At 73.4% G+C, this 23,374-nt stretch carries 24 protein-coding genes; 9 read left to right on the plus strand and 15 right to left on the minus strand.

Annotated elements, in window-relative coordinates; translation table 11 throughout:
- Positions 1-127: 127 nt before the first annotated feature.
- The 9 genes from ACGFI1_RS01380 to ACGFI1_RS01420 all read right to left on the minus strand — a co-directional run bounded on the left by ACGFI1_RS01380 (position 128) and on the right by ACGFI1_RS01420 (position 7,191).
- A complete protein-coding gene (locus ACGFI1_RS01380; RefSeq protein ID WP_392781870.1) occupies positions 128-976 on the minus strand; it encodes an ATP-grasp domain-containing protein in 849 nt (282 codons plus the stop codon).
- 26 nt (positions 977-1,002) lie between these two features.
- Positions 1,003-1,764: an imidazole glycerol phosphate synthase subunit HisF gene (hisF, locus tag ACGFI1_RS01385; protein ID WP_392781873.1), complete on the minus strand. Its 762-nt coding sequence runs from the start codon at positions 1,762-1,764 to the stop codon at positions 1,003-1,005.
- The gene (gene priA, locus ACGFI1_RS01390) at positions 1,761-2,480 is read right to left on the minus strand and encodes a bifunctional 1-(5-phosphoribosyl)-5-((5-phosphoribosylamino)methylideneamino)imidazole-4-carboxamide isomerase/phosphoribosylanthranilate isomerase PriA (protein WP_138638721.1); all 720 of its coding nucleotides are present in this window, start codon (positions 2,478-2,480) and stop codon (positions 1,761-1,763) included. Before priA ends, hisF begins: the two co-directional genes overlap by 4 nt.
- Before the next feature lie 43 nt (positions 2,481-2,523).
- A complete protein-coding gene (gene hisH, locus ACGFI1_RS01395) occupies positions 2,524-3,159 on the minus strand; it encodes an imidazole glycerol phosphate synthase subunit HisH (RefSeq protein WP_205719431.1) in 636 nt (211 codons plus the stop codon).
- Positions 3,156-3,326 (minus strand): hypothetical protein, encoded by a 171-nt coding sequence (locus ACGFI1_RS01400; RefSeq protein ID WP_392781875.1) that lies wholly within the window; start codon positions 3,324-3,326, stop codon positions 3,156-3,158. Before ACGFI1_RS01400 ends, hisH begins: the two co-directional genes overlap by 4 nt.
- A 2-nt stretch (positions 3,327-3,328) precedes the next feature.
- Positions 3,329-3,922, minus strand: a complete 594-nt coding sequence (gene hisB, locus ACGFI1_RS01405) for an imidazoleglycerol-phosphate dehydratase HisB (RefSeq protein WP_138638723.1) — start codon at positions 3,920-3,922, stop codon at positions 3,329-3,331.
- Positions 3,919-5,007, minus strand: coding sequence for a histidinol-phosphate transaminase (locus ACGFI1_RS01410; RefSeq protein ID WP_392781878.1), 1,089 nt, complete (start codon positions 5,005-5,007; stop codon positions 3,919-3,921). The genes hisB and ACGFI1_RS01410 overlap by 4 nt, the downstream gene beginning before the upstream one ends.
- Positions 5,004-6,311, minus strand: coding sequence for a histidinol dehydrogenase (gene hisD, locus ACGFI1_RS01415; RefSeq protein WP_392744645.1), 1,308 nt, complete (start codon positions 6,309-6,311; stop codon positions 5,004-5,006). The genes ACGFI1_RS01410 and hisD overlap by 4 nt, the downstream gene beginning before the upstream one ends.
- A 67-nt stretch (positions 6,312-6,378) precedes the next feature.
- Positions 6,379-7,191, minus strand: a complete 813-nt coding sequence (locus tag ACGFI1_RS01420; protein ID WP_138638726.1) for a PhzF family phenazine biosynthesis protein — start codon at positions 7,189-7,191, stop codon at positions 6,379-6,381.
- 178 nt (positions 7,192-7,369) lie between these two features.
- Between ACGFI1_RS01420 and ACGFI1_RS01425 the strand changes: the two genes are divergently transcribed.
- Together ACGFI1_RS01425 and ybaK are read left to right on the plus strand one after the other, a co-directional pair.
- Positions 7,370-8,032 carry an LON peptidase substrate-binding domain-containing protein gene (locus ACGFI1_RS01425; RefSeq protein WP_301177070.1) on the plus strand — a complete coding sequence of 221 codons (663 nt, stop codon included), beginning with the start codon at positions 7,370-7,372 and terminating at the stop codon, positions 8,030-8,032.
- A gap of 69 nt (positions 8,033-8,101) precedes the next feature.
- The gene (ybaK, locus tag ACGFI1_RS01430) at positions 8,102-8,596 is read left to right on the plus strand and encodes a Cys-tRNA(Pro) deacylase (RefSeq protein ID WP_392781881.1); all 495 of its coding nucleotides are present in this window, start codon (positions 8,102-8,104) and stop codon (positions 8,594-8,596) included.
- On the opposite strand, the gene ACGFI1_RS01435 is transcribed toward ybaK, so the two are convergent.
- On the minus strand, positions 8,480-9,097 hold the full coding sequence (locus ACGFI1_RS01435; protein WP_240808098.1) for a hypothetical protein: 618 nt from the start codon (positions 9,095-9,097) through the stop codon (positions 8,480-8,482). The two genes, ybaK and ACGFI1_RS01435, sit on opposite strands and share 117 nt — an antisense overlap.
- Before the next feature lie 128 nt (positions 9,098-9,225).
- Between ACGFI1_RS01435 and ACGFI1_RS01440 the strand changes: the two genes are divergently transcribed.
- Together ACGFI1_RS01440 and ACGFI1_RS01445 are read left to right on the plus strand one after the other, a co-directional pair.
- A complete protein-coding gene (locus tag ACGFI1_RS01440; protein ID WP_138638729.1) occupies positions 9,226-9,930 on the plus strand; it encodes a DUF6882 domain-containing protein in 705 nt (234 codons plus the stop codon).
- A gap of 89 nt (positions 9,931-10,019) precedes the next feature.
- Positions 10,020-10,910 (plus strand): LLM class flavin-dependent oxidoreductase, encoded by an 891-nt coding sequence (locus ACGFI1_RS01445; RefSeq protein ID WP_392781884.1) that lies wholly within the window; start codon positions 10,020-10,022, stop codon positions 10,908-10,910.
- 19 nt (positions 10,911-10,929) lie between these two features.
- On the opposite strand, the gene ACGFI1_RS01450 is transcribed toward ACGFI1_RS01445, so the two are convergent.
- Both ACGFI1_RS01450 and dnaE read right to left on the minus strand, forming a co-directional pair.
- A complete protein-coding gene (locus tag ACGFI1_RS01450; RefSeq protein ID WP_386868735.1) occupies positions 10,930-11,325 on the minus strand; it encodes a hypothetical protein in 396 nt (131 codons plus the stop codon).
- Between the two features lie 13 nt (positions 11,326-11,338).
- Positions 11,339-14,869 carry a DNA polymerase III subunit alpha gene (gene dnaE / locus ACGFI1_RS01455; RefSeq protein ID WP_386868737.1) on the minus strand — a complete coding sequence of 1,177 codons (3,531 nt, stop codon included), beginning with the start codon at positions 14,867-14,869 and terminating at the stop codon, positions 11,339-11,341.
- 449 nt (positions 14,870-15,318) lie between these two features.
- Here dnaE and ACGFI1_RS01460 point away from each other — a divergent pair, with 449 nt between their 5' ends.
- From ACGFI1_RS01460 to ACGFI1_RS01470, 3 genes are read left to right on the plus strand one after another with little or no spacing between them, the layout of a single operon-like run.
- Complete coding sequence (locus ACGFI1_RS01460; RefSeq protein ID WP_392781887.1) at positions 15,319-15,642, plus strand: chorismate mutase; 324 nt, start codon at positions 15,319-15,321, stop codon at positions 15,640-15,642.
- Positions 15,639-16,370, plus strand: coding sequence for an AzlC family ABC transporter permease (locus tag ACGFI1_RS01465; RefSeq protein ID WP_386868739.1), 732 nt, complete (start codon positions 15,639-15,641; stop codon positions 16,368-16,370). Before ACGFI1_RS01460 ends, ACGFI1_RS01465 begins: the two co-directional genes overlap by 4 nt.
- Entirely contained in the window at positions 16,367-16,678 is a 312-nt protein-coding gene (locus ACGFI1_RS01470; protein ID WP_301177077.1) for an AzlD domain-containing protein, read from the plus strand. Before ACGFI1_RS01465 ends, ACGFI1_RS01470 begins: the two co-directional genes overlap by 4 nt.
- Before the next feature lie 3 nt (positions 16,679-16,681).
- Here ACGFI1_RS01470 and ACGFI1_RS01475 read toward each other — a convergent pair whose 3' ends face one another.
- From ACGFI1_RS01475 to ACGFI1_RS01485, 3 genes are read right to left on the minus strand one after another with little or no spacing between them, the layout of a single operon-like run.
- Complete coding sequence (locus tag ACGFI1_RS01475; RefSeq protein WP_386868742.1) at positions 16,682-17,614, minus strand: RluA family pseudouridine synthase; 933 nt, start codon at positions 17,612-17,614, stop codon at positions 16,682-16,684.
- On the minus strand, positions 17,614-18,261 hold the full coding sequence (locus ACGFI1_RS01480) for a signal peptidase II (protein WP_392781891.1): 648 nt from the start codon (positions 18,259-18,261) through the stop codon (positions 17,614-17,616). The genes ACGFI1_RS01475 and ACGFI1_RS01480 overlap by 1 nt, the downstream gene beginning before the upstream one ends.
- A complete protein-coding gene (locus tag ACGFI1_RS01485) occupies positions 18,234-18,614 on the minus strand; it encodes a TraR/DksA family transcriptional regulator (protein WP_301177084.1) in 381 nt (126 codons plus the stop codon). Before ACGFI1_RS01485 ends, ACGFI1_RS01480 begins: the two co-directional genes overlap by 28 nt.
- A gap of 690 nt (positions 18,615-19,304) precedes the next feature.
- On the opposite strand from ACGFI1_RS01485, the gene ileS reads away from it, so the two are divergent.
- Together ileS and ACGFI1_RS01495 are read left to right on the plus strand one after the other, a co-directional pair.
- The gene (gene ileS, locus ACGFI1_RS01490) at positions 19,305-22,478 is read left to right on the plus strand and encodes an isoleucine--tRNA ligase (protein ID WP_392781894.1); all 3,174 of its coding nucleotides are present in this window, start codon (positions 19,305-19,307) and stop codon (positions 22,476-22,478) included.
- Between the two features lie 168 nt (positions 22,479-22,646).
- Entirely contained in the window at positions 22,647-23,360 is a 714-nt protein-coding gene (locus tag ACGFI1_RS01495) for a DUF1707 SHOCT-like domain-containing protein (RefSeq protein ID WP_386868748.1), read from the plus strand.
- Positions 23,361-23,374: the final 14 nt, after the last annotated feature.

Genomic DNA, 23,374 nt, shown 5'->3' on the forward strand with positions numbered 1-23,374 from the left:
CGAGAGGCTGTTTCCCGAGACGCGCCAGCGGATCGGGAAACAGCCTCTCGGCCGTAACGGGGGTTCCAGGGGGTCGCCCCCCTGGGCCAACACAGCAACGGGGGTTCCAGGGGGTCGCCCCCCTGGGTCAACACAACCGGGCGGTGATGGCCTTGGCGAAGCGTTCGGCGCTGCCGGGGCCGTGCTGGAGGTAGAGGTTCGGCTCGGTGAGCTCCAGTTCGACGATGAGGGGCGCGCCGTCCGGGCCGGGGATGAGGTCGACGCGGGCGTACAGGAGGTCTTCGCCGCCGGGGACGGCGGCCAGGGCGCGGCTCGCGACGTCCAGTTCCGCCTCGGTGCCGGTCGCGGCGGTTACCTGCCCGCGGGCGGTGTCGCCGCGCACGGGTCCTTCGATCCCGGCCCCGGCGGTGAGGATCTGGGCCTTGCGCCCGGCGTGGCTGAACTCGCCGTCGCAGTAGACCAGCGCCGTCTCGCCGGCGGTGTCGACCGCGGACAGGTACGGCTGGACCATCGCCGTCCGGCCCGCGTCGCGCAGCGAGCGCAGGTGGGCGCGGGCCTGCTCCTCCTCGCCCGGGCCCCAGCGGGCCGTGTCGCCGGACCCGATGGAGACCGCCGGCTTGATCACGTACTCCGGCCAGTCGGCCGGGACGTCCGCGGGGTCCCAGCGGGTCGGGACAACCGGCAGCCCGGCCGCGGCGAGGTCGCGCAGGTAGCGCTTGTCGGTGTTCCAGCGGATGATTCCGGCCGGGTTGAGGACGCGCGGCAGGGCGTCCGCCCAGGCCGTGAACTCGTCGCGGCGCTCGGTGTAGTCCCAGGTGGAGCGGATGACGACGAGGTCGTAGCGGGACCAGTCGACGGCGGCGTCCCAGATCACGGGCTCGGCGGCGACGCCGAGCGGGGCGAGCGCGCCGATCAGGGCCTGGACGTCGTCGCTTCCGTCGGGCAGCGACGAACAGGTCGCGAACGCGATGGTCATACGGGGGGTTCCTTGCTCGGGGGGGGTCAGCGGACGGGGTTGCCCGCCGCGCGCAGCGCCGACTTGACCTCGGAGATCGTCAGCTCGCCGAAGTGGAAGACGCTCGCGGCGAGGACGGCGTCGGCGCCCGCCGCCACGGCGGGCGCGAAGTGCGCGGCGGCGCCGGCGCCGCCGCTGGCGATCACCGGCACCGACACGGTCTCCCGGACGCGGTGGAGCATCTCCAGGTCGAAGCCGGCCTTGGTGCCGTCGGCGTCCATGGAGTTCAGCAGGATCTCCCCGACCCCGAGCTCCTCGCCGCGGCGGGCCCACTCGATCGCGTCGATGCCGGTCCCCTTGCGGCCGCCGTGCGTGGTGACCTCGAACCCCGACGCGGTGCCCGCGGCGCGCCGGGCGTCCACCGACAGCACCACGCACTGCGACCCGAAGCGGTGCGCGGCCTCCCGCAGGAACTCCGGCCGCGCGATCGCGGCGGTGTTGATCGACACCTTGTCGGCGCCCGCGCGCAGCAGCCGGTCGACGTCCTCGACCGTCCGGACGCCGCCGCCGACCGTCAGCGGGATGAACACCTGCTCGGCGGTGCGGCGCACCACCTCGTAGGTCGTGGACCGGTCGGCGCTGGAGGCGGTGATGTCGAGGAACGTCAGCTCGTCGGCGCCCTCGGCGTCGTAGCGGCGCGCGAGCTCCACCGGGTCGCCGGCGTCCCGCAGGTTCTGGAAGTTGACGCCCTTGACCACGCGCCCGGCGTCGACGTCCAGGCACGGGATCACCCGCACGGCCACGGTCACTTCACGGCCTCCAGGGCTTCTTCGAGCGTGAACGCCTGCGCGTACAGCGCCTTGCCGACGATCGCGCCCTCGACGCCGTCGGGCACCAGGCCGGCCAGCGCCCGCAGGTCGTCGAGCGAGGACACGCCGCCGGACGCGATGACGGGCTTGTCGGTCCGCGAGCAGACCTCGCGGAGCAGCTCGGTGTTGGGGCCGCGCAGCGTCCCGTCCTTGGTGACGTCGGTGACGACGTAGCGGGGGCAGCCGTCGTCCTCCAGGCGGGCGAGGACCTCCCACAGGTCGCCGCCCTCCCGCGTCCAGCCGCGGGCGGCGAGCGTCGTGCCCCGCACGTCCAGCCCCACCGCGATCTTGTCGCCGTGGGAGGCGATGATCTTGCGGCACCACTCCGGGTCCTCCAGGGCGGCGGTGCCGATGTTGACGCGGGCGCAGCCGGTGGACAGGGCCGCCTCCAGCGACGCGTCGTCGCGGATGCCGCCGGACAGCTCGACCTTCACGTCCAGCCGCCCGGTCACCTCGGCGAGCAGCTCCCGGTTGGAGCCGCGCCCGAACGCCGCGTCCAGGTCGACCAGATGGATCCACTCCGCCCCCGCCCGCTGCCAGGCGAGCGCCGCGTCGAGCGGGGCGCCGTAGGAGGTCTCGGTGCCGGCCTCGCCCTGGACCAGGCGGACCGCCTGTCCGTCGGCGACGTCGACCGCGGGAAGGAGCGTCAAAGTCATGCGGAAACCCTATCGATGCTGGTGGACGGGGTGGTCGGTGCTCTCAGCCGAGCGTGCCGAGCCAGTTGCGCAGCAGCTGGGCGCCGGCGTCGCCGGACTTCTCCGGATGGAACTGGGCGGCGCACAGCGGGCCGTTCTCCACCGCCGCGACGAAGCGGTCGCCGTGCTCGGCCCAGGTGACCAGCGGCGGCTCGATGCGGCCGGTGGGGTCGGGCTCCAGGTCCCAGCTGCGGGCGGCGTAGGAGTGGACGAAGTAGAACCGCGCGTCCGCCAGCCCGTCGAACAGGACCGAGCCCTCGGGGACGTCGACGGTGTTCCAGCCCATGTGCGGGACGACCGGCGCGTTCAGCCGGTCGACCGTGCCGGGCCACTCGCCGCAGCCCTCGGTGGTGACGCCGTGCTCGATGCCCTTGGCGAACAGGATCTGCATGCCGACGCAGATGCCGAGGACGGGGCGCCCGCCGGCGAGGCGGCGGCCGATGATCTGGTCGCCGCGGACCGCGCGCAGCCCCGCCATGCAGGCGGCGAACGCGCCGACGCCCGGCACGACCAGGCCGTCGGCGTCCAGCGCGGCGTCCCAGTCGGCGGTGACGGTCACCTCGGCGCCGGCGCGGGCGACGGCGCGCTCGGCCGAGCGCAGGTTGCCCGAGCCGTAGTCGAGGACGACGACCCGGGTCACAGCCACATCACCCCGCCGGCGAACGCGAGCCCGGCCAGCACGAGCAGGATCAGCGCGCCGATCTTGATGCCCTGCTTGATGAAGCTGTACACCCCGGCCAGCAGGAACACCGCGACCGCGAAGACCGCCATGGTGCCGTAGGTGAAGTGCAGGTCGCCGATATCCACGGCTACAGGGCCCCCTTGGTGGAGGGGACGCCGTGCACCTTCGGGTCGAACGCCACCGCGTCGCGCAGCGCGCGGGCGAGGGCCTTGAACTGCGCCTCGACGATGTGGTGGGCGTTGCGCCCGTACGGCACGTGGACGTGCAGCGCCACCCGGGCGTTCGAGACGAACGACTCGAAGATGTGCCGGGTCATCGTGGTGTCGTACTCGGGGCCGATCATCGGGGCCATCCCGTCCGGCTCGACGTGCACCAGGTAGGGGCGGCCGGAGACGTCCACGGTGACCTGCGCGAGCGCCTCGTCGAGCGGGATGGACGCGTCGGCGAAGCGGCGGATGCCGGCCTTGTCGCCGAGCGCCTCCCGGAACGCCTGGCCGAGCGCGATCGCGGTGTCCTCGATCGTGTGGTGGCTGTCGATGTGCAGGTCGCCGGCGGTCTTGACGGTCAGGTCGAACGATCCGTGCTTGCCGAGCTGGGCCAGCATGTGGTCGAAGAACCCCACGCCGGTCGCGACGTCGACCTGCCCCGTCCCGTCGAGGTCGATCTCGACGAGGACCTGGGTCTCCTTGGTCCCGCGCTCGACCCGTCCCTTGCGCGTCACAGACTCTCCTTCAGTACGGTGCGGAACGCGGCCATCTCGGCGGGGGTGCCGACGCTGACCCGCAGCCACTCGGGCGGGCCGACCTCCCGGATCAGCACGCCGCGTTCGAGCATGCTCTCCCAGACCCTACGTCGGTTCTCGAACGTCCCGAACAGGACGAAGTTGGCGTCGGAGTCGGCCACCCGGAACCCCTCGCCGCGCAGCCACGCCACGAGGTCGTCGCGCTCGCGGCGCAGCGCCGCGACGCCGCCGAGCAGCTCCTCGCCGTGCGCGAGGGCGGTGCGGGCGACGGCCTGGGTGACCGACGACAGGTGGTAGGGCAGCCGGACGAGCAGCAGCGCGTCGATCACGGCGGGGTCGGCGGCCAGGTAGCCGAGCCGGGTCCCGGCCATCGCGAACGCCTTCGACATCGTCCGGGTGACGATCAGCCGCGGGTTGCCGTCCAGCAGCGTCAGCGCCGAGGGGGTGCCGGCCCGGCGGAACTCGGCGTACGCCTCGTCGACGACGACCATGCCCGGCGCGGCCTCCAGCACCGCCTCGATCGCGGCGAGCGGCAGCGCGGTGCCGGTCGGGTTGTTCGGCGAGGTGAGGAACACGACGTCGGGGCGGTGCTCCTCGACGGCGGCGACCGCGCGCTCGGGTTCGAGGCCGAAGTCCTCGTCGCGGAAAGCGTTCACCCAGCGGGTGCCGGACACCGCGGTGATGATCGGGTGCATCGAGTAGGACGGCTCGAAGCCGAGCGCGGTGCGGCCCGGCCCGCCGAACGCCTGCAGGATCTGCTGGATGATCTCGTTGGAGCCGTTGGCCGCCCACACCCGCTCGCGGGTGAGGCCGGCGCCGGGCGTGTCGGTGTCCAGGAACGCCGCGAGGTCGGCGCGGAGCGCGACGGCGTCGCGGTCGGGGTAGCGGTTCAGCGTCCCGGCGACGTCCATCACCGCCTCGCCGAGGGCCTTCACCAGGCGCTCGGACGGCGGGTACGGGTTCTCGTTGGTGTTCAGCGCGCACGGGACGTCCAGCTGCGGCGCGCCGTAGGGCTCCCGGCCGCGCAGGTCGTCCCGCAGCGGCAGGTCGTTGAGCGAGGTCACGAAGGGATCTCCCAGTCGAAGCGGGCCTTCAGGGCGGCGCCGTGCGCGGGCAGGTCCTCGGCCTCGGCGAGCGCGACGACCCGCGCGGTGGCCTCGGCGAGGGCGTCCCGGTCGTACTCGACGACGTGCACGCCGCGCAGGAACGACTGGACCGACAGCCCGGAGGAGTGGCAGGCGCACCCGCCGGTCGGCAGCACGTGGTTGGACCCGGCGAGGTAGTCGCCGAGCGACACCGGGGCGTGCGGCCCCACGAAGACCGCGCCGGCGTTGCGGACGCGGGCGGCGACGGCGGCGGCGTCGGCGGTCTGGATCTCCAGGTGCTCGGCGGCGTAGGCGTCGACGACCTTCAGGCCGTCCTCGACGGTGTCGACGAGCACGATGCCGGACTGCCGCCCGGCGAGCGCCTCGGTGATCCGCTCGGTGTGCCGGGTCCGCGCGACCTGGGCCTTCAGCTCGGTCTCGACCTCGTCGGCGAGCCGGACCGAGTCGGTGACGAGGACGGCGGCGGCGAGCGTGTCGTGCTCGGCCTGGCTGATCAGGTCGGCGGCGACGTCCACCGGGCTCGCGGTGTCGTCGGCGAGGATCGCGATCTCGGTCGGGCCGGCCTCGGCGTCGATGCCGATCACGCCCTTGAGCAGCCGCTTCGCGGCGGCGACATAGACGTTGCCCGGCCCGGTGACCAGGTCGGCGCGAGGGCACTCGTCGGTGCCGTAGGCGAACATCGCGATCGCCTGGGCGCCGCCGGCCGCGTACACCTCGTCCACCCCGAGCAGCGCGCACGCCGCCAGGATCGTCGGGTGCGGCAGGCCGCCGAAGTCCTTCTGCGCGGGCGAGGTCACCGCGAGGGAGCCGACGCCGGCCTCCTGCGCGGGGACGACGTTCATGACCACGCTGGACGGGTACACGGCCCGCCCGCCCGGCACGTACAGCCCGACCCGGCCGACCGGGATCCACCGCTCGGTGACGGTGCCGCCCGGCACGACCTGCGTGGTCACGTCGGTGCGGCGCTGGTCGCGGTGCACGGCGCGGGCGCGGCGGATGCTCTCCTCCAGCGCGTCGCGGACGGCGGGGTCGAGGGCGGCGAGGGCCTGGTGGACGGCCGCCACCGGCACCCGCGTGCTCTCCAGCTCGACGCCGTCGAAGGCCTTCGTGTACTCCCGTACCGCGTCCGAGCCGCGATGGCGCACGTCCTCGCAGATGGGCCGCACCTTGTCCAGGGCGGCCTCGACGTCGAGTTCGGCGCGGGGCAGCACGGAGCGCAGGTCGCCGGGAAGCGAGCCGCGCAGGTCGATACGGGAAATCACCCGTCCAGTCTACGGAGTGGGCCCCGTCCCCCGCGCATCGTCTCAGCTCCCGAGACGCGGCGTGTCCTCAGATCCGCAGGGTGCCGTCGAGCACCGTGACGGCCCGCCCCGACAGGGTCACGCGGTCGCCGCGCAGCGCGACGCCGACGTGCCCGCCGCGCGCCGACGCCTGGTATCCGGTCAGCGTGTCGCGGCCGAACCGCGCGGCCCAGTACGGCGCGAGGGCGCAGTGGGCGGAGCCGGTGACGGGGTCCTCGGCGTCGCCGGGCAGGACGCGCGGCGCGAAGAACCGGGACACGAAGTCGTACCCGCGGCCCGGGTCGGCGGCCGCCGTGACGATCACGCCGCGCGCGTCGAGCCGCGCCAGCGCCGGGATGTCGGGGGCGGCCTTGCGCACGGCCGTCTCGTCGGCGACCTCGGCCAGGACGTCGTTCTGGCCGTTGCGGCCGGCGCGCAGCACCGGCAGGCCGAGCGCTTCGGCGAGCCCGTCGGGGACGTCGACCGGCGCGGCGGGCGCGGCGGGGAAGTCCATCGCCAGTTCGCCGCCGGGCTCCCGGGTGACGGTGAGGACGCCGCTCTGGAGCGTCCGGAAGCGGATCGGGCGGTCCGCCGCGACGGTCCCGGTGTCGTAGAGGGCGTGCGCCGAGCCCATCGTGGCGTGCCCGCAGAGGGCGACCTCCGCGAGCGGCGTGAACCACCGGAGCTCGAAGTCGGCGCCGGGCTCGTCCACCGGGCGGACGAACGCCGTCTCCGAGTGCCGCATCTCGGCGGCGACCCGCTGCATCCACTCCGGGTCGGCCGGGCCGTCCAGCAGGCACACCCCGGCGGGGTTCCCGGCGAACGGGCGGTCGGCCAGCGCATCGACGACGAGCATCCTCATGGCGCCGACGCTACCGGCCGCCCCGGCGCGGCGGCAGGGCCAATCGGCGGGAATGGCCCGGCGCGGTGACAGCGGCTTCACACTGTGAAAGAACACCCCTTACCAAGATCATCAATATGCACGTACCCTGGCGGCGGGGGCGTCCTCCCGGCGGCGCCCTGGACGCGGGAGTGAGAGTGTGACCGAGCGGCTCGCCCTGTTCCCCCTGGGCACCGTGCTGTTCCCGGGGCTGGTGCTGCCCCTGCACCTGTTCGAGGACCGGTACCGCCGGCTGGTCGCCGACCTGCTGGAGCGGCCCGAGCCGCGCGGGTTCGGGGTCGTCGGCATCCAGCTCGGCCACGAGGTCGGCGAGGGCGCCGCGCACCGGCTCGCCGACGTCGGCTGCGTCGCCGAGCTGCGCGAGGCGACCCCGCACCCCGACGGCCGCTACGACATCGTGACGGTCGGCGCCCGGCGGTTCCGGATCAAGGAGCTGGACCGGTCGCGGCCCTACCTGCAGGGCGAGGTCGAGTTCCTGCCCGAGGAGGCGGGCGCCGATCCCGGGCCGGTGGCGGCACGGGTGCGGCGGCTGTTCCGGCTCTACCGGCACCGGCTCGGCGCGGCCGGCGCCGGCCCGCCGGAGGCGGCGGAGCCGCCGGACGACCCGGTCGCGCTGTCGTACGCGATCGCGGCGGCGCTCGTCCTGGACGGGCACGAGAAGCAGCGCCTGCTGGAGTGCGAGGACGCGGCGCTCCGCCTCGCCGCCGAGCGCGACCTGCTGGCCCGCGAGAACCGCATCCTCGACATCCTGCCGATGATCCCCGCCGGGCAGTTCCTGGACGGGGCGATCACCCCGAACTGACTCCGGCCGAGCCGGCACCGCGGGGAAACCCGTTCCCGCCGGCGCGGGCGGACACGGCAGACTCTCCCCATGAGCACCAAGGCCAAGGGCGGCAAGGGCACCCCGGCGACCGTCGCCGCGACCAAGGCGAAGATCGAGTACACGCTGCACTCCTACGAGGTGGACCCGGACGCCGAGTCCTACGGGGAGGCCGCCGCCGACGCCCTCGGCGTCCCGTACGGGCAGCTGTTCAAGACGCTGCTGGCGGAGGTGGACGGGCGGCTCACCGTGGGGATCGTGCCCGTGTCGGCCACCCTGGACCTGAAGGCGCTCGCTGCGGCGGCCGGCGGGAAGAAGGCGCGGATGGCCGACCCGAAGGACGCCGAGCGCGCCACCGGCTACGTCGTCGGCGGGATCAGCCCGCTCGGGCAGCGGCGCGCCCTGCCGGCGGTGGTCGACGCGTCGGTGTCAGCGCTCGCGACCGTCTACGTCTCCGCCGGTCGGCGCGGACTCCAGATCGAGCTCGCCCCCGCCGACCTCATCCGGCTCACCGGCGCCCGCGTCGCCGCGATCGCCCGCGGGTAGCCGCCGGACGGCCAGCTCCAGCAGGCCGTACACGGCCACGGCGGGCAGCGGCCAGAACATCAGCACGCCCGTGGCCCGCAGGTCGGCGACGCCGGTGACGGTGGTGCCGTCGCGCGCGTGCCGGACCGCGTCCTGGAAGTCGCCGAGCCCGATGAGGTGGCCGGTCTTCCAGGCGAGGACGGCCGCGGCGCACCCGCCGGCCGCCAGGCCGAACAGCAGCGCGAGGTCGTTGCCCCGGCCGCCCGCCGCGTACGCGGCGGCGCCGCACAGGATCCCGGCGACGAGGGCGATCAGGGCGAACCGCGCGTCGGTGGCGATCGGGCCCTGCCCTTCCGGATCGGCCAGAAGCGCCTCACCCTGCACGATCACATACGTCACCCGGGGGGCGGAGGCCGCCCACAGCAGGCCCGCGAGCGGGCCCAGCAGCGCCATGATCGCGGTGGTGACGGCCCAGGTCAGCCAGGACCTCGTCGCGAAGAGCCTCCCGGCGGGTCGCCGCACCTCGTACGCTCCTAGCTGTAAGTCCCGTGACAGCGAAAGCCTAGCCTGCCCGGTTCGGCCGATCGACTCTCGAAGGGTGTCCGATTCCCGCCCACGACAGCCCCGATTACTGGGATAATGTGCCCGACATGTCCGGATTCAGTCCTGCGTTCGAACGCCTCGGCGCCGCGCGCGCGGCCGTCGTCCTGCAGCAGCAGGAGACGCTCGCCGAGTTCCTGCCGCGCGAGGACTGGAGCGCCGACCTGACCGCCCGCACCTACGCCAGCGGCGGCGTCACGGTCCGCGTGTCGCTGCTCGGCAGCTACGCGGCCCGCGAGCGCACCTGGCTGTGGGGCTGGGCGAACCCGCAGTTCGGCGACGCCCACCCGGCGGTCGCCCCGACGCTCGGCATCCGGACGCTCGGCGAACGCCTCGGCATCCCCGAGTTCACCACCCCCGAGGTCGACCTGTCCTGGTACGAGGGCCCGGCCGGGCACGGCGGCGAGCTGATCGCGATGGCCGCCGGCGGCGTCCTCGGCGGGGCCGGCTACATCGGCGCCGGCTACGACGGCGGCTCCGCCTACCTGCACGTCGACGACCCGCAGGTGCCGGCCGCCCGCTGGGACCCGGTCCCCCTGCCCCGCCTGCTGGCGAACGCGGCGAGCCTGTTCCCGCACGAGCCCCGGCTGACGCTCGCCGGGCTGCTCTCCCACCACCGCGTCCCCTACCGGCAGACCGACACGGTCACCGAGGCCGCGCTGCCCGGCGGCGGCACCGCCCGCGCCTCCTTCGACGGCCTCGGCCGCTTCGTCGACTGGCACGCGGAGCTGGCCCCCGCCGTCCTCGGCGGCTGACACGCGGGCTGACCTGTAGGGCGGACCTGTAGGGCGCACCAGTAGCGCTACTGATTCGCGTTCCGGCCCGCGCCGGTAGTTTCCTGATCATGGACTATCGCTTCGGTGTGCAGCTCGCCCCGGTCGCCGCCGGGCTGGACGGCGTCCGCGCCCTGGCCGCGCTCGCCGACGCCGACGGCCTCGACCTGCTCGGCGTCCAGGACCATCCCTACGCGGCGGACCTCGGCGACACGATGGCGGTCATCGCCACCGTGCTCGCCGGCACCGAGCGGCTGCGGGTGTTCCCGGACGTGGCGAGCCTGCCGCTGCGCGGCCCCGCCGTCCTCGCCAAGCAGGCCGCCACCCTCGACCTGCTCAGCGGCGGCCGGTTCGAGCTCGCGCTCGGCGCCGGCGCCTTCTGGCCCGCCATCGCCGCCATGGGCGGGCCCGACCGGACGGCCGGCGACGCCCTGCGCGCGCTGGAGGAGGCCATCGACGTCATCCGGGCGATGTGGCGGCAGGGCGAGACCGCCAGGGCCGGCGGGGAGCACTACGCGGTGCGGGGCGTCCACGCGGGCCCCGCGCCGGCGCATCCCGTCGGCATCTGGATCGGCGCCGTCGGGCCGAAGGCGCTCGCGCTCACCGGCCGCGCCGGGGACGGCTGGGCGGCGCCCATCCCGCACTACCTGCCGTACGAGAAGTGGCGCGGCGCGCAGGACACCATCACCCGCGCCGCCGAGGACGCCGGGCGCGATCCGTCCGCGATCACCCGCATCGCCCAGCTCGTCGGCGACGTCACCGAGGCGCCCGGGACCGTCCGGCTCCAGGGGGAGGAGCCGATCCGCACGGACGCGGCGGGCTGGGCGCACGTCATCGCCGACCTCGCCACCGGGACCGGGTTCGACGCGTTCGTCTACTGGCCCGAGAACACCGGCGAGACCCAGCTGCGCCGCTGGGCCCGGGAGGTCGTCCCCGCGGCCCGGGAACTGCTGGGCGGCTGAGCGCAGGACGCCCGGCGGGTCAGGAGGCCGCCCAGCGGATCTTGCCGTCCTCCACCGTGAAGCGGGTCCGCGGGACCTCGGCGGTGTCGTGCGGGGTCTCCCTGGACGGCGGCAGCGGGTCGGGCGTCCGCCACTTGAGGGCCCGGTGGACGGCGCACGGGCAGTCCGGGTCGAGCGGCGCCGGGCAGGCGGCGATCGCCTCCCGGAACGCGGCCGTGTCGGCGGCGTCCATCCGCCACCACCAGTACTTCTCGTAGTCGGCCGGGTTGCCGGTGTCCCAGTCGTCGTAGTTGTAGTACTCGATCACCGCCCCGCCGCACGCGGCGCAGCCGCTCACCGAGTAGCGGGTCGCCTCCCCGTTCGCGAGGACGAGGAGGCGCGTCAGGGCCGGGGCGGCGCAGCAGCGGACGGGCATCGGCGGGCGCCCGTCAGCCGAGGCAGGACGGGCCGAGGAGCTGCTTCAGGTCGCCCATCAGCGCCGGGGACGGGGCCACCCGGAGCCGGTCGTCCAGGCGGACGACCGTGGTGCGCGGCCCGTTCTGGATGTGCAGGTGCACCTCGGCGCTGCCGGGGTGGGTGACCAGCACCTCCTTCAGCCGCGACACCGTCGGCGGCGTGCACCGGCCGAGCGGCATCGTGACCGACAGCGGGCCCGTCGCGTCGGTGACCGTCAGGTCGGGCTGGGTGACCTCCATCGCGATGATCTTCGCGACGTCCTCGCGGCGGTCCAGCTTGCCCTTGACGATCAGGATCGCGTCCTCGGCGAGCAGCGTGGAGCACAGCTGGTAGGACGACGGGAAGCACAGCACCTCGATCGAGCCGGCGAGGTCCTCCAGCTGGAACATCGCCCACGAGTTGCCCTGCTTGGTGACCTTGCGCTGCAGCCCGGACAGCAGGCCCGCGACGACCACGATCTGGCCGTCCGGCCGCTCCCCCTCGTTCAGCGAGGCGATCGCGCAGTCGGCCTCGCGCTCCAGGATGTGCTCGACGCCGAGGAGCGGGTGGTCGGAGACGTACAGGCCGAGCATCTCCCGCTCGAAGGCGAGCAGGGTCGTCTTGTCCCACTCCTCGCCCTCGGGGATCGCGACGGCGAACGCGTCCTCGCCGCCGTCCTCCTCCAGCGCGCCGAACAGGGAGTCCTGGCCGACGGCCTCCTTGCGCTTGATGTCGATGACCGAGTCGATGGCCTGCTCGTGCACCATCAGCAGCGCCTTGCGCTGGTGGCCCAGCTCGTCGAACGCGCCCGCCTTGATCAGCGACTCCACGACCCGCTTGTTGCACACCTGCGGCGGGACCTTGTTCAGGAAGTCGTTGAAGTCGGTGTAGGCGCCCTTCTCCCGCCGGGCGGCGACGATGCCGTCCACCACGTTGTGGCCCACGTTGCGGACCGCCGACAGGCCGAACCGGATCTCGGTGTCGCCGAGCGGGGTGAAGTCGGCCTCGGAGGTGTTGACGTCCGGCGGCAGGACCTTCAGCCCCATCCGGCGGCACTCCGACAGGTAGAGGGCGCTCTTGTCCTTGTCGTCGCCGACCGAGGTGAGCAGGCCCGCCATGTACTCGGCCGGGTAGTTCGCCTTGAGGTAGGCCGTCCAGTACGACACCAGACCGTACGCGGCCGAGTGCGCCTTGTTGAACGCGTAGTCGGAGAACGGGACGAGGATGTCCCACAGCGTCTTCACGGCCTCCTTGGAGAAGCCGTTGTCGATCATGCCCTGCTCGAAGCCGACGAACTGCGCGTCCAGCTCGGCCTTCTTCTTCTTGCCCATGACGCGGCGGAGCAGGTCCGCCTTGCCGAGCGTGTAGCCCGCCACCTTCTGCGCGATCGCCATGACCTGCTCCTGGTAGACGATCAGGCCGTAGGTCGTGTCGAGGATCTCCTTGAGCGGCTCCTCCAGCTCCGGGTGGATCGGAGTGATCTCCTGCTGGCCGTTCTTGCGGAGCGCGTAGTTGGTGTGGGAGTTCGCGCCCATCGGGCCCGGCCGGTACAGGGCGCCGACGGCGGAGATGTCCTCGAAGTTGTCGGGCTTCATCAGCCGCAGCAGCGACCGCATCGGACCGCCGTCGAACTGGAACACGCCCAGCGTGTCGCCGCGGGCGAGCAGGTCGTAGGTCGGCTGGTCGTCCAGCGGCAGCGCGAGCAGGTCGACGTCGACGCCCTTGTTCTTCTTGATGCCCTTGAGCGCGTCGTCGATGATCGTCAGGTTCCGCAGGCCCAGGAAGTCCATCTTCAGCAGGCCGAGCGTCTCGCAGGTCGGATAGTCGAACTGCGTGATGATCGCGCCGTCGGCGTCCCGGCGCATGATCGGGACGTGGTCGGTGATCGTCTCACCGGACATGATGATCCCGGCGGCGTGCACCCCGGTCTGGCGGATCAGGCCCTCCAGGCCCTGCGCCAGATCCATGATCTGCTTGACGTCGGTCTCTTCCTCGTACAGCTTGCGCAGCTCGCCCGCCTCGCCGTGGCGCGGGTGCTTGTCGTCGAAGATGCCCGACAGCGGGATGTCCTTGCCCATCACCGCCGGCGGGAACGCCTTGGAGATCCGGTCGCCGAGCGCGTACGGGAAGCCGAGGACGCGGCCCGCGTCCTTGATCGCGGCCTTCGCCTTGATGGTGCCGAAGGTGGCGATGAAGGAGACCTTGTCGGCGCCCCACTTCTCCGTCGTGTACTTGATGACCTCGGCGCGCCGGTCTTCAGGGAAGTCGATGTCGATGTCGGGCATGGACGCGCGCTCGGGGTTCAGGAACCGCTCGAAGATCAGCCCGTGCGGGATCGGGTCGAGGTCGGTGATCCCCATCGCGTAGGCGATCAGCGAGCCCGCGGCGGACCCGCGGCCCGGGCCGACCAGGATGCCGTTCTCCTTGGCCCACATGATGAAGTCGGCGACGACGAGGAAGTAGGACGGGTACCCCTTGCCGAGGATGACGCCCATCTCGTACTCGGCCTGCTCCTTGTAGCCGTCCGGCAGGCCGTCCGGGAAGCGGCGCTCCAAGCCCTTCCAGACCTCCTTGCGGAACCAGCTCTCCTCGGTCTCGCCCTCGGGGACCGGGAAGCGCGGGCTGAGGTCGCGGTACTCGAACATCCCCGCCGGGTCGACCTTCTCCGCGATGAGCAGCGTGTTGCGGCAGCCCTCCAGCCAGATGTCGGAGGTGTCGATGCCGCGCATCTCCTCCGCCGTCTTCAGGTAGTAGCCGCTGCCGTCGAACCGGAACCGGTCCGGGTCGGCGAGCTGCTTGCCCACCTGGACGCACAGGAGCGCGTCGTGCGCGGTGGCCTCGGACTCGTGCGTGTAGTGCGAGTCGTTCGTCACCACCGGCGGGATGTTCAGCTTCTTGCTGATCTCGATCAGGCCGTCGCGGACGCGGCGCTCGATCTCCAGCCCGTGGTCCATCAGCTCGAGGAAGTAGTTGTCCTTGCCGAGGATGTCCTGGAAGGTGGCGGCGGCCTTCAGCGCCTCGTCGAACTGGCCGAGCCGCAGCCGGGTCTGGATCTTGCCGGACGGGCAGCCCGTCGTGCCCATCACGCCGTCGGCGTGCTCGGCGAGCAGCTCCTCGTCCATCCGGGCGTACTTGAAGACGAAGCCCTCGGTGTAGGCGCGGCTCGACAGCTTGAACATGTTGTGCAGGCCGGTCTTGTTGCGCGCCCACAGCGTCATGTGGTTGATCAGGCCGCCGCCGGAGACGTCATCGCGCTTCTGGCTCGGCTCGCCCCACTGGACCTTCTTCTTGTGGTAGCGGGACTCGGGCGCCATGTACGCCTCGATGCCGATGATCGGGGTGACCCCGGCGGCCGTCGCCTGCTTGTGGAAGTCGTAGGCGCCGTGCATGTTGCCGTGGTCGGTCATCGCGATCGCCGGCATCTTCTGCCGGCCGACCTCTTCGAACATCTGCTTCAGCCGGGCCGCTCCGTCGAGCATGGAGTACTCCGTATGAACATGCAGGTGAACGAAAGAGTCGGCCATGCGTGCTGCGCCTCCTGCTCGTCGCATGCGACCGCCCGCGCACCGGTGGCACGCGGTGGCGGTATCGGTCCCGGGGGAAGATCGTCCACCCGGCGGGGCCGCCGGGAGGACGCGGTCCTGAGAGCCTAACCCGCCCCCGGGGCCCCACGCGCCCCGACGCGCCCAATCCGGACGGCCCCGGCCGGACGTCTCAGCACGTGGACGCCCTGTCCGGAGTTTGGCACACGGGGCGGCACCGCCTACCATCGGGGCCATGGCACGCCGCTATCCCAGGTTTACGCAGCCGGCTCCGGGTGAGCCGGTCGCCGCGGCGACCTGAGCGACGACCCCGGAGCCGGCCGAGGCGGAGCCCATCGGGCTTCGCCCTTTCCTGCGATTCGCATCGACCAGGCGCGGCCCCGGCACCGGCTCTTCCCCGTGCGGCCCGCCGCAGCATGAGAGGGAACCCCATGCCCGACCAGGTGACCGACCCCGCCGAGCTGCGGGTCGCGCTGCCGTCCGCCGGCGCCGTCACCACCCTCGGCGAGGCCCGGGCCGCGATCGACGCCATCGACGCGGCCCTCGCGACCCTGCTGGAGCACCGCGCCGCGGTCGCCGCCGCCGTGCAGCGGCTCAAGCCGGTCGGCGGCTTCGCCGGCCGCGACCCGCGCCGCGAGCGGGAGATCGTCGAGGCGATGGCCGCGCGCGCCCCCTCCCTCGGCGCCGCCCGGCTCGCCCCCATCGTGAACGCGATCATCGAGGCCGGCCTGGACGCCGCCGAAGCCCGCCGATGAGCGCGGTCGACACGGCGCCCGGCGAGGGCGCGGTGCCGGACAAGGGCGCGGTGCCGGACAAGGGCGCCCGGGCGAGCGCCGTCCGGGACGGGCTGAGCGTCGGCGTCGCCGTGGGCGTGTCCGGGGTGGCGTTCGGCGCCGCGGCCGTCACCGCGGGCCTCACCGTCGCCCAGGCGTGCGTGCTGAGCCTGCTGGCGTTCACGGGCGCGTCCCAGTTCGCGCTGGCCGGCGTGGTCGGCGGGGGCGGCGGCCTGGTCGCCGGCTCGCTCGGCGCGGTGCTGCTCGGCGGGCGCAACGCCCTGTACGGGCTGCGGCTCGCCGGCACGCTCGGCGTGCGGGGCTGGCGGCGGCTGCTCACCGCGCACGTCGTCATCGACGAGACCGCCGCCGTCGCGACCGCGCAGCGCGACCGGGCCGCGGCCCGCGCCGGCTTCTACACCACCGCCGTCACCCTCTACCTGGCCTGGAACCTCACCACGCTGCTCGGAGCGGTCGGCGCGGCCCGGCTCGGCGACCCGGAGGCGATCGGCCTGGACGTCCTCGGCCCCGCCGCGTTCCTGGCGCTGCTCTGGCCTCGCCTCACCACCGGAGGCGGGGCGGTCCGGGTGGCCGTGGGGGCCGCCGTGATCGCGGTCGCGGCCACGCCGCTGCTGCCGCCCGGTGTGCCGGTCATGCTGGCGGCCGTCGCCGCGCTGCCCGCCCTGATCGGACGGAGGGCAGCGCCGTGACCGTGTGGATCGCCGTGGCCGCGACGGCGCTGGGCTGCTACGCGCTGAAGCTCGCCGGGCTCGTCGCGCCGCAGCGGGTCCTGGACGATCCGCGGGTGCGCCGCTTCACCGACCTCGTGCCGGTGGCGCTGCTCACCGCGCTGATCGCCGTGCAGGTGCTCGCCGACGGCCGCTCCCTGGAGTTCGACCCCGCCCGCCTCGCGGGGCTGGGCGCGGCCGTGGCCGCGCTGCTGCTGCGGGCGCCGTTCCTGGTGGTGCTGGTCGCCGCGGCCGGCGTCGCCGCCGGCCTGCGCGTGCTCGGCCTGTAGCGGTCAGGACTCGGCTTCGACGATCTCCAGGGCGCGGGCCAGGTCGTCCGGGTAGGGGCTCTCGAACTGCACCCACTCCCCCTTGGTCGGGTGCTCGAAGCCCAGCCGGACGGCGTGCAGCCACTGGCGCTTCAGGCCGAGCCGCGCCGCGAGCGTCGGGTCGGCGCCGTAGGCCATGTCGCCCGCGCACGGGTGCCGGATCGCGGACATGTGCACCCGGATCTGGTGGGTGCGGCCGGTCTCCAGGTCGATGTCGAGCAGCGTCGCCGCCCGGAACGCCTCGACGGTGTCGTAGTGGGTGACGGACGGCTTGCCGCCCGCCACGACCGCGAACCGGCCGTCGCCGGACGGGTGCCGGTCGATCGGCGCGTCGACCGTGCCCCGGAACGGGTCGGGGTGGCCCTGCACCAGCGCCTGGTAGCGCTTGTCGATGCGGCGCTCCTTGAAGGCCCGCTTGAGCCGCGAGTACGCGATCTCGCTCTTCGCCACGACCATCGCGCCGGTGGTGTTGGCGTCCAGCCGGTGCACGATGCCCTGCCGCTCGGCCGCGCCGCTGGTCGCGATCGTGTGCCCGGCGCCGAGCAGCCCGCCGAGGACGGTCGGGCCCGTCCAGCCGGTGGTGGGGTGGGCCGCGACGCCGACGGGCTTGTTCACCACGACGATGTCGTCGTCCTCGAACAGGATGCCCATCCCCGGGACGGGCTCGGCGACCGGCGCGGGCGGGGCGGGCGGCGGCGGCAGCGTGACCTCCAGCCAGGCGCCCGCGTGCAGCCGCTCGGACTTGGTGGCCACCTCGGCGCCGTCCAGCAGGACGTCGCCCGCGGCGATGATGTCGGCCGCGCCGCCGCGCGAGAGGCCGAACAGCCGCGCCAGGGCGGCGTCGATCCGCTCGCCCTCCAGGCCGTCCGGCACGTGGAGGCTGCGCACCTCGCCCATCAGGCCCTCTCCTCCGGAGCCCGCTCCGGCGAGGCGGCCTCGTCGTCCTCCGCGGCCTTGGGGGCGGGGGGTTCGTCGTCGTCATCGCCGGTGACGCGGGTGCCGTCGACCTGGAGGCCCCGCGCGGCGAGCAGCACGGCGAGGACGCCGCCGCACACGATCGCCGAGTCGGCCAGGTTGAACACCGGCCAGTGCGGCAGCTGGATCCAGTCGACGACGTGGCCCTTCAGCGGCGCCGGCTCGCGCAGCATCCGGTCGGTGAGGTTGCCGACCGCGCCGCCGAGCAGCAGGCCGAGGCAGATCGCCCACGGCGCGCTCCGCAGGTTGCGGGCCGTCCGCAGGATGGCCACCACCACGCCGCAGGCGATCAGGGTGAACACGACCGTGTAGCCGGTGCCGATGGAGAACGCGGCACCGCTGTTGCGGGTCTCGCGCAGCGTCAGCAGCCCGCCGAGCAGCCGGATCGGCTCCCGGTCCTGGAGCGTCGCCACCACGATGATCTTGGACACGGCGTCGGTGACCAGCGCGGCCAGGGCCACGGCGACGAGCACGCCGACGCGGCGCGGCCGGGAAGGTCCCGTGGACTTCCCGGCCTCGCCCTCTGGGTTCGTTGAGTCGCTCAGCGACGTTCCTCGCGTTGTTTGCATGTCACACATAGGGTCGCACGCGGGAAGACCTGAAGTCGCGCCTTGCCGATCGGCTTGGCGCAGGACTCGCAGGTTCCGTACGTGCCGGCGTCCATCCGCTGGACGGCCCGCTCGATCTGGGCGAGCAGGTCCTGTGAATTGTAGGCCAGCGCCAGCTCGTGCTCGCGCTCGTAGGTCTTGGCGCCCGCGTCGGCCTGGTCGTCGCCCGCCCCGTCGCTGCCGTCGCCCTCGGCGATCTGGTTGGCGGACGCGGCGATCTCGGCGCGCAGGCCCTCGATCTGCTCCTGCAGCCCGGCCCGCACCTCGGCGAGCTCCTCGGGGGTCCACCGGTGCTCGCCCTCGCGCACCGGCAGCTCCGCCGCCCTCCCGCCGCTCCCTCCGGCGGAGCCCTTCCGGGCGGGGGACTTGCGCTTGCTCTCCGCGGCGGGCGCCTCGGCGGGCCCTCCCTCCGCGGCCTGCTCCTCGGCGGTCCGCCTTCCGGCGGTCCGCCTCCCCGTGGGCAGGGCGCCCTTCGTCGCGCCGGCCATGTCGGCCTCCCTCGCGCTGATCGCCTCGACGGGCACTGCGGGCAGCATAGGTCCCCTTTCTCGAACGCGGTAAACAACCTGGGCCGTGGTACCGACCGCTTATGCCCGGTCGCCGATCGCCCGGAAACCCCAGCTCGGCGTACGAGATCGCAAAGGAACGGAACCCGGCCCGCCGGGCCGGGCGGGCGGGGAAAGGGGAAGAGCGGGGGGCGCGCGTGCGTTAAAGTGCAGACGAGCAGTCACGCGGCAGGCGCTGATGGGGACACCTGCCGCCGCAAGCGGCCATGAGCGACCCGGGGACGGTGCGAGCCCGGGGGAGCGCGCGGCGGTCTGATCACCCCGGAGCCGCCGGAAGAAACGCCCCGGCCCCCGGCCGCGGGCGCGGTAGACCCGGCAGCCGAGACGCTGAACGAAGCGGGCCGCGCCGTACGGGCGCGGTCAAGGAGGGTGGTACCGCGGGGCGCGCGCCTCGTCCCTCCGGTCAACGTGTCCACGTCGATCCGGAGGTCCGCCACCGTGAGCCGAGCCTTTCGGCCGCTGCCCGCGCAGGTCGATCTGCCCGCCCTTGAGCGGGACATGCTGCGCCGCTGGCAGGAGAACAAGGTCTTCGAGCGGTCGCTCGAGCGCACCGCGTCCGGCGAGCCCTGGGTGTTCTACGAGGGCCCGCCGACCGCCAACGGCATGCCGGGCGTCCACCACGTCGAGGCCCGCGTGTTCAAGGACGTCTTCCCGCGCTTCAAGACCATGAAGGGCCGCCACGTCCCCCGCAAGGCCGGCTGGGACTGCCACGGCCTGCCGGTGGAGGTGGCCGTCGAGAAGGAGCTCGGCCTCACCGGCAAGAAGGACATCGAGGAGTACGGCGTCGCGGAGTTCAACGCCCGCTGCCGCGAGTCGGTCCTGCGCCATGTGGACGCGTTCGAAGAGATGACCGAGCGCATGGGCTACTGGGTCAACACCGACCAGGCGTACCGGACGATGGACCCCGAGTACGTCGAGGCCGTCTGGTGGTCGCTGAAGCAGGTGTTCGACAAGGGCCTGCTGTTCCGCGACTTCCGCATCACCCCGTACTGCCCGCGCTGCGGGACGGGCCTGTCCGACCACGAGCTCGGGCAGCCGGGCGGGTACGAGACGGTGTCCAGCCCGTCGGTGTACGTGCGGATGCCGGTCACGTCCGGGCCGCTCGCCGAGATGGGCGCCTCGCTGCTCATCTGGACGACGACCCCGTGGACCCTGGTGTCCAACACCGCCGTCGCCGTCCACCCCGACGTCACCTACGTCGCGGCCCGTCCGGCGGGGTCGGACGAGGTGCTCGTCGTGGCCGAGCCCCTGGTCGACCAGGTCCTCGGCGAGGGCGCCGAGCGGCTCGCCGCCTACCGGGGCACCGAGCTCGAGCGGACGACCTACCAGCGCCCCTTCGAGCTGGTCGACATCCCGGACGCGCACTACGTCGTCCTGGGCGACTACGTCACCGTGGAGGACGGCACCGGGCTGGTCCACCAGGCGCCCGCGTTCGGCGGCGACGACATGACCGTCTGCAAGCGGTACGGCATGCCGATCGTCAACCCGATCGGCCCTGACGGCCGTTTCCTGCGCGAGGTGCCCCTCGTCGGCAACAAGTTCTTCAAGGACGCCGACGAGCCGCTCACCGACGACCTGCGCGCGCGCGGGCTGCTGTTCCGCGGCGGGCACTTCGACCACAGCTACCCGCACTGCTGGCGCTGCCACACGCCGCTGCTCTACTACGCGCTCCCGGCCTGGTACATCCGCACCACGCAGATCAAGGACCGGCTGCTGGAGGAGAACGAGAAGACCAACTGGTACCCCGAGACGGTCAAGCACGGCCGGTACGGGGAATGGCTGCGCAACAACGTCGACTGGTCGCTGTCGCGGAGCCGCTACTGGGGCACGCCCCTCCCCCTGTGGGTCTGCGGCGACGACGAGGACCACGTCACCTGCGTCGGGTCGCTCAAGGAACTCGGCGAGCTGGCCGGGCGCGACCTGTCCGCGCTCGACCCGCACCGGCCCTACGTGGACGACGTCGCGTTCCCCTGCCCGCGGTGCGGCACGGAGGCGCGCCGCGTCCCCGACGTCATCGACGCCTGGTACGACTCGGGGTCGATGCCGTTCGCGCAGTGGGGCGCCCCCTACCGCAACAACGACGTCTTCGAGAACGCCTACCCGGCCCAGTACATCTGCGAGGCCCAGGACCAGACCCGCGGCTGGTTCTACTCCCTCATGGCCGTCGGGACGCTGGTGTTCGACCGGTCGTCCTACGAGAACGTCGTGTGCCTCGGCCTGATCCTCGCCGAGGACGGCCGCAAGATGAGCAAGCACCTCGGCAACGTCCTGCGGCCCATCCCGCTGATGGACCAGCACGGCGCCGACGCGGTGCGCTGGTTCATGGCCGCGAGCGGGCTGCCCTGGGCGTCCCGCCGCGTCGGGCACGGCGCCCTGGAGGAGATCGTCCGCAAGGTCCTCCTCACGTACTGGAACACCGCGTCGTTCTTCGTCCTGTACGCCAACGCCGCCGAGTCGCAGGGCCGCGCCTGGACGCCGGACCAGATGGCGGAGGCCCCGGCCCCGGCCGACCGCCCGCTGCTGGACCGCTGGGCGCTCGCCGAGCTGCACCGCACCGTCCGCGAGGTCGACACCGCGCTGGAGGAGTTCGACACCGCGCGCGCGGGGCGCCGCATCTCCCAGTTCGTCGACGACCTGTCCAACTGGTACGTGCGGCGGTCCCGGCGGCGCTTCTGGGAGGGCCCGCAGAGCCCGGAGGGCGCGGCCGCCTTCGCCACCCTCTACGAGTGCCTGGAGACCCTCACCCGGCTGATGGCGCCGATCGTCCCGTTCATCACCGACCACGTGTGGGACGTCATCCGGCCCGAGGGCGGCCCCGAGTCGGTGCACCTGGCCGACTGGCCGGCCGTCGACGAGAGCCTCCTCGACGAGGCCCTGACCGCGCAGATGGCGCTCGTCCGGCGGCTGGTGGAGCTCGGCCGCTCCGCGCGGGCCGCGAGCGGCGTCCGGACCCGCCAGCCCCTCGGCCGCGCCCTCGTCGGCGCCCCCGGCTGGTCCGCGCTGCCCGAGCAGCTGCGCGCGCAGATCTCCGAGGAGCTGAACGTCCTCGGCTTCGAGGAGCTGTCGTCCATCGGCGGCGACCTCGTCGAGTACGAGGTGAAGCCGAACTTCCGGGAGCTGGGCAAGCGCTACGCCAAGGACACCCCGAAGGTCGCCAAGGCGATCACCTCCGCCGGCGCCGCGGAGCTCGTGGCGGCGCTCCGCGCGGGCACGGCGCAGGTCGAGGCCGCCGAACTCGGCACGGTGCCGCTGACGGCGGACGACGTGATCGTCACCGAGCGGCCGCGCAGCGGCTGGGCGGTGGAGAGCGCCGCCGGCGAGACCGTCGCGCTCGACCTCACCGTCACGTCCGAGCTGCGCCGCGCCGGCCTGGTGCGGGAGGCCGTCCGGCTCGTCCAGGAGGGCCGCAAGGCCGCCGGGCTGGAGGTCACCGACCGCATCGAGCTGTGGTGGGAGGCGACCGGCACCGACCTCGCCGAGGCGCTGCGCGCCCACTCCGGTGAGGTGGCCGCCGAGGTCCTCGCGACCGCGGTGTCCGAGGGCCGTCCCGCGGACGTCCCCGCGAACCGCGACGAGGAGCTCGGCCTGACCTACTACCTCCGCCGGGCGTGACCGGCACTCGCAGGGCATGAGGGCTCCGCCGCGTCCGGATCCGGGCGCGGCGGAGAACTTTCCGCGATGGGGTTCATCGCGACACATCGCGTTTGCGATGATGGTTCCGTGAATCTTCCCGAGCAGCCTTCCGGCTCCGAACCTCCGGCCGCCCCGTCACCCGCGAGCATGCGCGCGTCCGACGCCGACCGCGACGAGGTGGCCGACCGCCTGCGCGAGGCCCTGGCGGAGGGGCGCATCACGCCGGAGGAGCACGCCGAGCGCATCGACGCCGTCTACAAGGCCAAGACGTACGCCGAGCTGGCGCCCGTCCTCAGCGACCTGCCGGACGAGCAGCCCCCGCGCCCCCGGGTCGACCTGCGCAAGGAGCCCGCGCTCGCGCCGCCCCCGCCGCAGTCCCCCAACCTGGTGGCGATCTTCGCCGGGGTGGAGCGCAAGGGCCGCTGGCTCGTCGAGCCCACCACCAACGTCTCCTGCGTGTTCGGCGGCGCCGACCTGGACTTCCGGCAGGCGGTCCTCAGCCAGAGCGAGGTCACCGTCAACGTCACCTGCGTCTTCGGCGGCGTCAACATGATCGTCCCGCCGGGGGTGCGGGTGATCGGGTCCAACACCTCCGTCTTCGGCGGCACCGAGCTGCCCGAGGACGACACCGCGGACCCGGGCGCGCCCGTCATCCGGATCACCGGGATGCTGCTGTTCGGCGGCATCTCCGTCAGCCGCCGCGCGGCCGGTGAGAAGGACGGCCGCCGCGACCGGCACCGGCAGGCCCACGAGCTGCACCGCAGGCACCACGAGGAGCTGCGGGAACTGCACCGCGAGCACCGGGACGCCCGCCGGGAGCGGCTGCGCGAACTGCGCGCGGAGCGGCACCGGGACCGCTGACCCGGCCCTACCGC

The sequence above is a fragment of the Actinomadura geliboluensis genome (genome assembly GCF_043197915.1).
Lineage (GTDB): Bacteria > Actinomycetota > Actinomycetes > Streptosporangiales > Streptosporangiaceae > Spirillospora > Spirillospora geliboluensis.